The sequence below is a fragment of the Wolbachia endosymbiont of Drosophila bicornuta genome, assembly GCF_028982105.1.
Classification (GTDB): domain Bacteria; phylum Pseudomonadota; class Alphaproteobacteria; order Rickettsiales; family Anaplasmataceae; genus Wolbachia; species Wolbachia pipientis.
Genome location: NZ_JAPQLF010000136.1, coordinates 8,193 through 19,268, shown reverse-complemented (window position 1 = coordinate 19,268; position 11,076 = coordinate 8,193). Strand labels below are relative to the sequence as shown.

Sequence of the window (11,076 nt, the reverse complement as noted above, 5' to 3'; positions counted from 1 at the left end):
TATACTGTTCTTCAGTTAGTTTCTGACATATAATTCTTACTCTAATTTTTGCTTCTTTTCCTAACAATACCTCGTTTTCTAAAAATAACTTATCCTCTAAACATTCTAATAACTCCATTTTTTGATTTGTTTCTACATCATATATGTTGGTATCGGATTTATAACGACTTATGAAATAAGCTCCTATTTCATTGATTTGTTTAAAAGAACTTGGCACAAAATAACCGAGATCAGATATTAGCAAATCATTGCTTAATATATTACTTAAATGTTTCCTATATCCCTGGTCTGATCTTACCCACTCCGTTAAATTAAGTTGGTCTATTATCTGATTCATGTAGTCGAAAACTAATTGTAACTTTATTCCAGACTTAGTATTGCTTTCATAGCCACTGTAGCTAGTACCATAACCTTTATACATCTCTTCCATACTGTTAGGTAGAGTAACATAGCTACTGTCCAATAATTTAACACTATTAAATTGCTGTAAGATTTTGCAATCAACTTGCAAGATATTTTTAAAGAGAATCACAGATTCATTATACATCCTTTTCATAAATTCCACTGCTTCTTCAGTAAATCTAAAATCCAAACCTTGTTTTGTTATATCTATCGAGTCCTCGTTTAGTAATTGACACATTGTTTCTACGCTACAATTATCAACTCCTATATTACCCAAGACCATGGCTTTTACGCATGATGAACCTTTTAGCTTTCTCTTTCTTTTTATAAACCTTGTTGTAATTGAGATTTCCTCTGCTTTTTCATTAAAAAATTCTTTGAGCTTTTTTGATAAGCAAGTTATTTTATTCATTGGTTCTCTCACTAAAAGTATATCTTGGAGAACTTATACCTTATTATTCTATCTCTTTCATACCTTTATTTCCTTAACTTGACGCTTATGGGGTTAGAATTGCTAAAATACGTACTGAAAGAAAATTACATTTCCAATCGAGGCTACACACGCGTATTAAAAGTTGCAAGAACTATTGCAGATCTTGCAAAAAGTGAAGAAGTGAAAAGAGCACACATTGCTGAAGCGCTCAATTACAGAATAAAGGTATATTAAAAAATTAGTTTACTTGACAGGCAATTTTTTTTACTATATCCTTCCTTAATGAAATTTTAACATTCTATTTAAGGAGTAGAGTTATGGCATTAACAAATTATGAGTATAGAAAAGGGGATGGCATTTTTCATGCTATTTCAGAAGGATATATACGAGCTGAAAAATACTGGGGAATTCCTGGTGCTGCTGGTGGAGCTGGTCAGTACGCTATGCACAATAGAGGGAGAACAGCATTATTTCCGCTTGCAGTTGCAAGTGTTGTCTTTACAGCAATGCATATGAAAGCAGGCTTTGTTAGTGCAGCAGAAGCTTCTGGGTTTCTTGCTAAGACTGCCAGTTACTTTCTTGGAACAAATCAAGCAATAGCTGCTTCATTACCTGGATTTATCGGAACAGGTGTTGCTGGTCAGATAGTTGCGGGTGCCATAATGGCAATTGCAGCAGCTGCTGTTCTTTATGGAACATATCAAATTGCCTCAAAATTAAAAGATGTTGCGGTTGAAGCATTGAAAGGGGAAGAGAAAGATAAGGAAGCTAATAATCTTTAACAAAATAAAAAGGGATAGGTTTCTGTCCCTTTTTATAAACGTTTTCTATTTTTTGCATCGGTTAAGTGATGTCATCTAAGAATCTAGTTGTTATAATTAACGGCAGTTATTAGTATAAATGTTAAGAATAAGTAAATCCCGTTTACTGTTTACGCCTATAGAAGTGAAAAGTATTTGCATATTATTAAAAAAGCGGTAACTTATTATCAAGTGAATTCGCTAAATTTGAGTAATTTAAATGTCTATTGATCTTAGTCTGCCGGAGTTACCTATATTGCACCCAAGGATTACCGTTGTGGGAGTGGGTGGTGCTGGTGGAAATGCTGTGAATAACATGATCCAATCTAATTTGCAAGGAGTGAATTTTGTTGTCGCAAATACCGATGCTCAAGCACTAGAAAAGTCGTTATGTGATAAAAAAATTCAGCTTGGCATTAATTTAACTAAGGGCCTTGGTGCTGGTGCTTTGCCTGATGTTGGCAAAGGTGCAGCAGAAGAGTCAATTGATGAGATTATGGAGCATATAAAAGATAGTCATATGCTTTTCATCACAGCAGGAATGGGCGGTGGTACTGGAACCGGTGCAGCACCGGTAATTGCAAAAGCAGCCAGAGAAGCAAGAGCCGCAGTTAAGGATAGAGCGCCAAAAGAAAAAAAGATATTGACTGTTGGAGTTGTAACTAAACCGTTCGGTTTTGAAGGTGTGCGCCGTATGCGCATTGCAGAGCTTGGACTTGAAGAACTGCAAAAATACGTGGATACACTTATTGTCATTCCAAATCAGAATTTATTTAGAATTGCAAATGAAAAAACTACATTTTCTGATGCATTTAAACTTGCTGATAATGTTCTGCACATTGGCATCAGAGGAGTAACTGACTTGATGGTCATGCCAGGGCTTATCAATCTTGACTTCGCTGATATAGAAACAGTAATGAGCGAGATGGGCAAAGCGATGATCGGCACCGGAGAGGCAGAAGGAGAAGATAGAGCAATTAGTGCTGCAGAGGCTGCAATATCTAATCCATTGCTTGATAATGTATCAATGAAAGGTGCGCAAGGAATATTAATTAACATTACTGGTGGCGGAGATATGACTCTGTTTGAAGTTGATGCTGCAGCCAATAGAGTGCGTGAAGAAGTAGATGAAAATGCAAATATAATATTTGGTGCTACTTTTGATCAAGCGATGGAGGGAAGAGTTAGAGTTTCTGTTCTTGCAACTGGCATTGATGGTCGCAATAATAAATCAGAAACTTCACCTATAAGTCAGAGCGAAGACTCAGAGAAAGAGAAATTTAAGTGGCCATATAGTCAAAGTGAAAGTACACAAGACAAAACACTGGAAACAAAACCAGCTGAACAGGTAAGCGAAGGAGCTAAGTGGGGCAGCAATATCTATGATATACCAGCTTACTTAAGAAGAAAAAAATAATGCAATTTTGGCTACTTAAGTCAGAGCCAAGTGAGTACTCGTGGCAAAAAATGGAAAAGGAGCAGGTAGTTGAGTGGGATGGTGTGCGCAATTATCAAGCTCAAAATTACATGAAAATTATGAAAGCAAGCGATCTTGCGTTTTTTTATCATACAGGTAAAGAGAAAGCAATACTTGGAATCGTTGAAGTATTTAAAGAGTATTATCATGTTAATGATCCCAAGTTCGGATTAGTGAATGTAAAGTTTTTGAAACCTTTAAATAACCAAGTAACGTTAAATAATATAAAACAAAACCCACTTTTGAAAAATATGACTATATTAAAACAACCACGTTTATCAATTGCCCCAGTTTCGGAAATTGAATGGAATGAAATAATAAGGATGAGTGATGTGTAATACCTGTCATTTCAGTTCCTAAATGATGTCATCTCAGCACACAACGCACAGCTGTATGAATATTTGTCTCGAAGGCAGTGCATTAAACGTTATAGCCGATTTTGCATCAAACACAAAGGTGTCATTCCAGTGCTTGACACTGGAATCCAGCCTTAATGCAACCACATTAAAGCCGTTGTGTTTTAATATAAGATTAGCTACTTTTATATTCACTAACTTGATGTCTAATCAAAATTCCTGGATCCCAGTGCCTAGACACTGGGATGACATCCTTCTAGTGTACAATATTCGTACAGTTGTGTACATGACACAAGGGTCTATAACTCTTCTTTTTTGGATTCCAGTGTCAGCTATTTGCATGACACCCTTACTGATGTGTCACTCATGTTAGAAGTAAATATTCTTGACAAGAAATGGTGCAGCATTATAGAAAATCCTAAAAATTTTGTATTAGGTGTCATCAATGCTTCTCTAAAAGAATTAAAAATAGACCACTATAAACCAAATATATCAATAGCTCTGGCTGATGATGACTTGCTACATCAACTTAATTTAAAATTTAGAGAAATGGATAAGCCAACTAACGTACTATCATTTCCGTATGAACAATTGTCTAATGAGTGCGATTTAGGAGACATAGCAATTTCAATAGACACAATAAAAAGAGAATCGCATGAGTATTATATACCCATTCTTGCTCACATTGCACACATGTTAGTGCATGGATTACTGCATTTACTTGGTTATGATCACCAAAAAAAAGATGAAGAAATTATAATGAAAAATCTAGAAAGAGAGATTTTAGCTTCGCTTTGCTACAATATGTGTGCGATTTAAAAGGAATTTAATAAAAATATAGTAGATGATAATAAAATATGTTATCTACAAAGGGTTTTAGCTATAAACAATAAAAGGTAAGTGATATGGTTCAGTTTTCTTTGCCAAAGAATTCTAAAATTAATCAAAAGGGCAAAATTTATCCTATTCCTGCTAGAGCAAAAAACATCAGAAGATTTCAAATTTACCGTTGGTCTGCTGATGACGAGAAAAACCCTAGAATAGACACATTTTTTATTGATATGGATAGTTGTGGCCCTATGGTACTTGATGCATTAATAAAAATAAAGGATGAAATAGATTCGACTTTAACTTTCAGACGTTCTTGTAGAGAAGGCATATGTGGATCTTGTGCCATGAATATTGACGGAACCAATACTCTTGCATGTACTAGATCTATACATGATATAAAAGGTGAAGTAAAAATATATCCATTACCTCACATGTATGTAATAAAGGACCTAGTCTCGGATTTGAGCCAATTTTATGAGCAATACAAATCAATTAAACCTTGGTTACAAGCAGATAAGCCTGCCCTACCAAATAAAGAATACTCTCAATCTTCTGAAGATAGAAAAAAATTAGATGGCTTGTCCGACTGTATATTATGTGCTTGCTGTTCGACTGGTTGCCCAAGCTACTGGTGGAATAGTGATAAATTTTTAGGACCAGCAATACTATTACAAGCTTACAGATGGATTGCTGACAGCCGTGATAATAAGACAGGTGAAAGACTTGATGTTTTAAACGACCCATTCAAGTTGTATCGTTGTCATACAATAATGAATTGCACAAAAACTTGTCCTAAAGGACTTAATCCAGCAAGAGCAATAGCGAAAGTAAAACAGCTCATGGTAGAGAGAGAAGGAGTTTAAGTATTATCTTTTGCATTCTTCGTAAGAGAACAGCAAACCTTCCGAAGCGTAGGGTATTGTTAATACCCTGAACGCTTTTCCGTTTGTGAAGTGCATCGTATCATCGTACGATTCAAATAATTTTTTGAACAACTCATGTCTTTGGTTACTAATAGTTTGAAAATCCTCTTTTTCTAAAAGCTTTTTAGATTCGAAGAGGTAAAGCATAACTTCGTGATAAGTTGGGTAAGATGCCAAAAATTTTGGGTCAAATTGAAAGGTTTTTATAAAAGCATTATTATAAAATTTTAGCTTTTGATTCTTACTATATATTACTATAGCAACCGGTAACCTCTCAAGCAAATTTTTCTGTGTAGCTAAATAACTGTTTAATTCAGTATATAATTTCTCTCCATCACTAACATCTTTCCCATACATTACTATGCTACCAGAACCTTGTATTGGAATTTTAACAAAATCGAAAACCTTAGGTTCGTTCTTATAAGTTATGACATGTCTTCCTGGTTTTGTGCTATGAGCGCTACCGGTAATAGCAAATTTCCTAGAACCATCTACATATTTATCATAAAACAAGTTATAAAATTCCACCTTTCTACTCTTGTTATATCTTAGTATTGGAAATGGTAAAGAGTTGAAAACGTTTTTATAGCTCTCCACTTCGTGTGTAAGCTTACTATTTTCTAACTCAAGTCCGTTAGCCTTTATCTTACAGTCTGAGACATTCCTTATCCATAACAGCACACCTATCACATTGTTAGAATCATCTATTATGCTTCTACCGTAACATATGCAATAAACCTCACTGTCTTTTGACTTTAAATCTAGAGTAAAAGATTTATTTATTTCCTTTGCCTCAACAAAATTTTTGATTAAGCTTTCTGATTGCTCAAAAAAATTCACAAACTCATTAAATGAGTAAAAAACAGTATTAAGCAAAATTAGTAAATTGGGAGAGAACTTTTCTATACGTTTTTTTGCATCCCAAATATAAAACCCATCATTCACAGTATCAATTAAATTATTTATGATAACATTTTGATGCTGTAAGTTCTTAATCTTATTACTAATTTTTAATTTAGAATAAGAGAGAAAGAATAATATTGGAATCAATATTAAAACCACTTCATACAAAAAAAACATAGCACTTTTAAAACAAATGTAAAAATTTGTAACCGCTCAGAATTATGCTGAAGAGGTATATAAGTAAAGATTGCCTAACATTTGAAAGCCCAATCTCTTATAAAGGTTCACAGAAGATTTCATACAATGTGCTACTATATATTTGCATTCAAGCTGTTTAGCTATCTTTATTCTTTCTAAAACCATTTGGGTACCTATTCCACGATTCCTGTAAATTGGTAAAACTCCATCACTATAAAAACCAGCTACGCTATCTTGAACATAAAGACCGCATGTCCCAATAATTTCATTATTTAGTGTTACAAGAAAAAATCTTAATCTTGAGTTCTTATCATCATAATTTGATAATCCGCGAAAAAATGTGCTGACAATTCCAACGCCATGATAAAAAATTTTAGAAGTGTGTAGATCTAACTGTTCTAAGAGGTTGCTACCATTCACAGCATTTAACCTCAAGTTTGGAATAACATCAGCAGGTAAAAAGTAATTTTTCATATTAAGTAAAGCTTTTTTTGGTGTGCTAACGTGTTTTATTTCACACTTTTCTAAAATATCTCTTATTTTCATATGTGAATTTATTACCCATGTTGCTTCTATATCTCTTGTTCTGAGATAATCTAGAGTTTTTTGTATAGAAAGCTCGGTACATTGATCTCCACAGAACACAAAATTAAATAATGACTCCCTGGTACCATTTATTGTAAATATGATGTTATCAAATTCATCGTGTACTTCCCACTCAGATAAATTCGCTGTGTACAGTATATAATCCTTTAGATTTTGAACAATTAAGCTTGAATAATAAATTTTTTTATCCTGCATACACCAACAATAAACAATAAAAGGCTCCTATAAGAACACAGGCTAAAATTGCAGCTATAACGTCATCTAGCATAATACCTAAAGGACCTTTGGTATTTTTATCGATTAAATTTATAGGCCACGTTTTTATTATATCAAAAAACCTAAAAGAAAAAAAGCACAACAACAATGAAGAACAATTCATCTCTTGGCTTAACAATATCGAAACTAAAAGTATCGTCAGCAATTGACCAACCACTTCGTCAATTACTACCTCTTTTGGATCACATGAAGTCTTGTAATGTTTTATATAATTACCTGTAGACCATAATCCAATTAAGAATAAAAAAGAAATAATTGCTGCACCTAAAATTTTGTTGCTCAGGATTACAGGAACAAGCGGAAAAGAAGCCAAACTACCCACAGTACCTGGCATTTTTTTTACTGTTCCAGACAGCCACCACGTTGATATTAATTTATATAAAAATTTCACAATATATCCAAATACAAAATTAACTTATAAGAACAGAAAGAGTATCCTCTATAGAGGCGCTTTCATACAATAATCTATAGACCGCTTCACATATAGGCATTTTTATCTTTAGCTTTCCTGCTAAATTAAATATGGACTCAGCAGTGCTAAAACCTTCAATCACTGACTTGCCTTCTGACAAAATCTGCTGAACATTAAAGCCATTGTCACTATTACCTATTTTAAACCCAAAAGATAAGTTTCTTGAATTCAAGGATGTGCATGTCATAATTAGGTCACCCAGACATGCTGGCCCAAGTAGTGTATTTATATCCACACTACCGTCACCAATTTTTGCTGAGTATAAAGCCTTAATTTCGCTCATACTTTTCGTAATCAATGCTGCATGAGCATTAAACCCAAGTTTACTACCTAGAACAATCCCACACGCTATAGCAAAAACGTTCTTTAACGCTGCACAAATCTGTACTCCTATAATGTCGTTACTAAACTCCAATTTAACATTTTCTTGTTGCAGCTCTGATACTAGCTTTGAACCTAATGTGTTATTTTGGCATGCAAGAACCATTGAATAGGGTAATTTTCTTGCAACTTCTACAGCAAAGCTAGGACCTGAAAAAATAGCAATAGGATTGTTAGGTAAAATTTCATTTACTATTTCACTAGGTAATTTTAATGTAGACTTTTCTATTCCCTTACAAGCTAAAATTATTGCTACATCTTTTTTCAGATTATAATTATGCAATTGCTGACATACCTTCCTCAGAGACTGAGTGGGAACAGCGAGGATTGTTACTGAAGCATTAATTGTGTCTTCAATAGCCAATTTTACTGACACATTATCAGAAATTCGACAACCGGGCAGCTTGTCACTTTCTCTTTTCCCGTTGATTGATTCAAATGTAGTTTCATTGTGAGTCCACAAAATCACATCTTTCTTACTACCTAATGAAATTGCGATTGCTGTACCACATGCACCAGCACCTAAAATTGATATTGCCACACAATATTCCTGAAAATATTACTTATACTTTAAAATAGTAGGATAAGTAAATTAAAAATATAACACAGACATATAGAATAGTTAAATATTTATTAACCGAAGTATTCTTTTAATAATAGTAACTTTAATTCAATATTTACTAAAAATATTATTACTATCATGGTATGTCTATTATATTTTAGATCTATTTATATAACTTTGGAACAATATATTTACTATTAATTAATAAGTGTAATTTTGATCATTTGTTAATAAAAATTTGATTTATTACTTTCCTTAGTTATATATATTACTAAAATTATAAATTATTTATGGGGTGTAAAATATGCGTATATTATTAATTGAAGATGATCAAGTAAGTGCAAAGACTGTGGTTAACGCCTTAACTTCTGATGGACACTTCTGTGACGTTGTTACTTCTGCACAAGATTATAACAATAATATGGTTTCCTCAAACGGAGATTACTATGACCTAGTTATTTTAGATATACACTTACCTGGTGATATTGACGGATATGATATATTGTTGAGACTAAGAAGTGCAAAAATCAAAGTTCCTGTCTTAATACTTTCATGCATATCCGCTGTCAATCACAAAGCTAAAGGACTCGGGTATGGTGCCGATGATTACTTAACCAAGCCATTTCATAAAAGCGAGTTATTAGCTCGAATTAAGGCCATAGTGCGTCGTACTAAAGGCCATCCTGAATCGGTGATAAAGATTGGTAATATAAATATCAATTTTGATCACAGGGTTGTTGAGGTGAAAGGTAAAACGGTTCACCTTACTAATAAAGAGTATTCTATGATAGAATTGCTAGCACTGCGTAAAGGAACAGTACTAACAAAAGAAATGTTCTTAAATCATCTTTACAATGGCTTGGATGAACCTTCAGATAACAAGATAGTTGATGTTTTTATGTGCAAATTACGTAAGAAACTTGAAAGTGCAAATGATGGAAAAAGCCACATAGAAACCGTTTGGGGCAGAGGGTATGTTCTGAAAGAGTATATTGATGATGATGAATATTCTAATGTTAATGTAGGCGAAAGTAGTGATGGCTATCAAGCAGAACAAGTGAAGGACAACGCATGAAATGCCTACACATTTAAATATAGCATGGCTTATATCGCACGTATCATGTGAACGCCTAGGTGAAATATAAGCCGAGTTCTGTTTATGTAGCTATTTATCTGGAGTAAATGTTACCATTTACCGCATGCGATTTACCCGAGTAGATATGAGGAAAACATAAAATCCACTTCTATTTAATCTTGCTCCTAGTGTTGGTTACTCGACTACCAATGTTGCCATTGCCATGGTGTGCTCTTACCACACCTTTTCACCCTTACCTAAAAATATTTTAGGCGGTAATTTTCTGTAGCCCTATAACTGGAGTTACCTCCGGCGGGCATTACCCGTCACTATTTTTCCTTGGAGCCCGGACTTTCCTCTGCTATGTTTATCACACAACAGCAGCTACTTATTTCACCTAGGAATTATACTTTAACATGAAAATCACAAAAGCAAAAGACAATTTCCTAACAGTCTACATATTAAAAACATTTAGACAAATAGCTAAAGGTGATATTCCGGCACATCATCACTATCCCAAGATAAGCTTTTTTCACTTTTAGACTCCTCTTCAGTTAGTCAAGAGCCTGGTCCACCGCTTGAAGACGATGAGCTACTTCTTGATCGACTACTACTTTCTACTGATATACTATTTAGCACTGTTTCAGATTGATATATATAGCTCTTTTTACAATAATCCGAACAGATCATAATATGCTACTGCTCTACCATAGCCATAAGCACATATCTTATCCTATTCGGACTATTGCGAGAAGTGCTATAGTTCGCATTCTGTTACCAGTGGTAAAAATTTCTTCATCGCTACTTGAAGATGATCGCCTTCTATAACCCAAATCAGTTAGTTCTAATACAGGAGCAGCATTACGACCCTTAACATATCTATATGCTATGAATCCTATAATTCCAACAATACCTATTGCTCCAACCAAAGATCCCCCTATCATTCCTGCCTTATTAGACCCTATAGCAAGTTGAGTAGGTTGTGGTGAAGAAGTAGACTGAGGAAGTAAAGTCGTGGTGAATATAGGAGTTGTTGACTCTTTTGTTCTAGTACTTGGTATACTAAATACTGTTTGTGTAGTTTTCTCTGAGCTTGTTGTTGGCGCAGTTGGTTCCACTGTTACTGTGCTTGTTTGAGTCGTTGACTCTGTTGAAGGTTTATTCGTTGTAGAAGTAGGTGCAACGGCTTCTGTTGTTGGCTTCACTGTTACTGTACTTGTTTGAGTCGTTGACTCTGTTGAAGGTTTACTCATCGTAGAAGTCGACGCACCAGTCGCTGCTGTAGGTTTTACAGTACTTGTCTCAGTCCCTGAAGTTATAGCACTTCTCGCAATAGTCCGAATAGGATAAGATATGTGCTTATGGCTATGGTAGAGCAGTA

The 11,076-nt window shown here is 34.3% G+C and carries 13 protein-coding genes, 1 other RNA gene and 2 pseudogenes; 7 read left to right on the top strand and 9 right to left on the bottom strand.

Going from position 1 to position 11,076, the window contains the following annotated elements:
* A partial coding sequence (locus OZD68_RS06190; protein WP_275008717.1) for an IS4 family transposase occupies window positions 1-814 on the bottom strand: 814 nt, incomplete at its 3' end.
* 90 nt (window positions 815-904) lie between these two features.
* Between OZD68_RS06190 and OZD68_RS06185 the strand changes: the two are divergent.
* The 4 genes and pseudogenes from OZD68_RS06185 to OZD68_RS06170 form a co-directional block, all read left to right on the top strand.
* Window positions 905-1,069, top strand: a pseudogene (locus tag OZD68_RS06185) (magnesium chelatase subunit ChlI family protein); the annotation flags it as partial.
* 83 nt (window positions 1,070-1,152) lie between these two features.
* Entirely contained in the window at window positions 1,153-1,617 is a 465-nt protein-coding gene (locus OZD68_RS06180) for a hypothetical protein (RefSeq protein ID WP_182309355.1), read from the top strand.
* A 238-nt stretch (window positions 1,618-1,855) separates the two neighbouring features.
* A complete protein-coding gene (gene ftsZ / locus OZD68_RS06175) occupies window positions 1,856-3,052 on the top strand; it encodes a cell division protein FtsZ (RefSeq protein ID WP_010962790.1) in 1,197 nt (398 codons plus the stop codon).
* Window positions 3,052-3,450 carry an EVE domain-containing protein gene (locus tag OZD68_RS06170; protein ID WP_007549395.1) on the top strand — a complete coding sequence of 133 codons (399 nt, stop codon included), beginning with the start codon at window positions 3,052-3,054 and terminating at the stop codon, window positions 3,448-3,450. Before ftsZ ends, OZD68_RS06170 begins: the two co-directional genes overlap by 1 nt.
* Before the next feature lie 228 nt (window positions 3,451-3,678).
* Here the strand turns inward: OZD68_RS06170 and OZD68_RS06165 are convergent, their stop codons facing one another.
* Window positions 3,679-3,810, bottom strand: a complete 132-nt coding sequence (locus OZD68_RS06165; protein WP_255322244.1) for a hypothetical protein — start codon at window positions 3,808-3,810, stop codon at window positions 3,679-3,681.
* A 24-nt stretch (window positions 3,811-3,834) separates the two neighbouring features.
* On the opposite strand from OZD68_RS06165, the gene ybeY reads away from it, so the two are divergent.
* Together ybeY and OZD68_RS06155 are read left to right on the top strand one after the other, a co-directional pair.
* Window positions 3,835-4,287 (top strand): rRNA maturation RNase YbeY, encoded by a 453-nt coding sequence (ybeY, locus tag OZD68_RS06160; protein ID WP_182309354.1) that lies wholly within the window; start codon window positions 3,835-3,837, stop codon window positions 4,285-4,287.
* An 86-nt stretch (window positions 4,288-4,373) separates the two neighbouring features.
* Entirely contained in the window at window positions 4,374-5,162 is a 789-nt protein-coding gene (locus OZD68_RS06155; protein ID WP_182309353.1) for a succinate dehydrogenase iron-sulfur subunit, read from the top strand.
* A 3-nt stretch (window positions 5,163-5,165) separates the two neighbouring features.
* On the opposite strand, the gene OZD68_RS06150 is transcribed toward OZD68_RS06155, so the two are convergent.
* The 4 genes from OZD68_RS06150 to OZD68_RS06135 are packed head-to-tail and all read right to left on the bottom strand — an operon-like array spanning window position 5,166 to window position 8,599.
* Window positions 5,166-6,302, bottom strand: a complete 1,137-nt coding sequence (locus tag OZD68_RS06150) for a hypothetical protein (RefSeq protein WP_182309352.1) — start codon at window positions 6,300-6,302, stop codon at window positions 5,166-5,168.
* A 42-nt stretch (window positions 6,303-6,344) separates the two neighbouring features.
* Entirely contained in the window at window positions 6,345-7,124 is a 780-nt protein-coding gene (locus tag OZD68_RS06145) for a GNAT family N-acetyltransferase (protein WP_006280097.1), read from the bottom strand.
* On the bottom strand, window positions 7,114-7,596 hold the full coding sequence (locus tag OZD68_RS06140) for a phosphatidylglycerophosphatase A family protein (protein ID WP_006279290.1): 483 nt from the start codon (window positions 7,594-7,596) through the stop codon (window positions 7,114-7,116). The genes OZD68_RS06145 and OZD68_RS06140 overlap by 11 nt, the downstream gene beginning before the upstream one ends.
* A 19-nt stretch (window positions 7,597-7,615) precedes the next feature.
* On the bottom strand, window positions 7,616-8,599 hold the full coding sequence (locus OZD68_RS06135) for an NAD(P)H-dependent glycerol-3-phosphate dehydrogenase (RefSeq protein ID WP_182309351.1): 984 nt from the start codon (window positions 8,597-8,599) through the stop codon (window positions 7,616-7,618).
* A gap of 325 nt (window positions 8,600-8,924) precedes the next feature.
* On the opposite strand from OZD68_RS06135, the gene OZD68_RS06130 reads away from it, so the two are divergent.
* On the top strand, window positions 8,925-9,695 hold the full coding sequence (locus OZD68_RS06130) for a response regulator transcription factor (RefSeq protein ID WP_010962797.1): 771 nt from the start codon (window positions 8,925-8,927) through the stop codon (window positions 9,693-9,695).
* Between the two features lie 51 nt (window positions 9,696-9,746).
* Here OZD68_RS06130 and rnpB read toward each other — a convergent pair.
* The 3 genes and pseudogenes from rnpB to OZD68_RS06115 form a co-directional block, all read right to left on the bottom strand.
* Window positions 9,747-10,096, bottom strand: an RNA gene (gene rnpB, locus OZD68_RS06125) — RNase P RNA component class A.
* Window positions 10,097-10,253: 157 nt separating this feature from the next.
* Complete coding sequence (locus OZD68_RS06120) at window positions 10,254-10,385, bottom strand: hypothetical protein (RefSeq protein WP_259365978.1); 132 nt, start codon at window positions 10,383-10,385, stop codon at window positions 10,254-10,256.
* 38 nt (window positions 10,386-10,423) lie between these two features.
* Window positions 10,424-11,076 (bottom strand): annotated as a pseudogene (locus tag OZD68_RS06115) (hypothetical protein); the annotation flags it as partial.

What these genes read in the sequence shown, in the direction of transcription:
- OZD68_RS06150 (WP_182309352.1), bottom strand. Translation starts at nt 6,302, where the DNA reads ATGTTTTTTTTGTATGAAGTGGTTTTAATATTGATTCCAATATTATTC.
- OZD68_RS06120 (WP_259365978.1), bottom strand. Translation starts at nt 10,385, where the DNA reads ATGATCTGTTCGGATTATTGTAAAAAGAGCTATATATATCAATCTGAA.
- ftsZ (WP_010962790.1), top strand. Translation starts at nt 1,856, where the DNA reads ATGTCTATTGATCTTAGTCTGCCGGAGTTACCTATATTGCACCCAAGG.
- OZD68_RS06170 (WP_007549395.1), top strand. Translation starts at nt 3,052, where the DNA reads ATGCAATTTTGGCTACTTAAGTCAGAGCCAAGTGAGTACTCGTGGCAA.
- OZD68_RS06145 (WP_006280097.1), bottom strand. Translation starts at nt 7,124, where the DNA reads ATGCAGGATAAAAAAATTTATTATTCAAGCTTAATTGTTCAAAATCTA.
- OZD68_RS06165 (WP_255322244.1), bottom strand. Translation starts at nt 3,810, where the DNA reads ATGCAAATAGCTGACACTGGAATCCAAAAAAGAAGAGTTATAGACCCT.
- ybeY (WP_182309354.1), top strand. Translation starts at nt 3,835, where the DNA reads ATGTTAGAAGTAAATATTCTTGACAAGAAATGGTGCAGCATTATAGAA.
- OZD68_RS06180 (WP_182309355.1), top strand. Translation starts at nt 1,153, where the DNA reads ATGGCATTAACAAATTATGAGTATAGAAAAGGGGATGGCATTTTTCAT.
- OZD68_RS06130 (WP_010962797.1), top strand. Translation starts at nt 8,925, where the DNA reads ATGCGTATATTATTAATTGAAGATGATCAAGTAAGTGCAAAGACTGTG.
- OZD68_RS06155 (WP_182309353.1), top strand. Translation starts at nt 4,374, where the DNA reads ATGGTTCAGTTTTCTTTGCCAAAGAATTCTAAAATTAATCAAAAGGGC.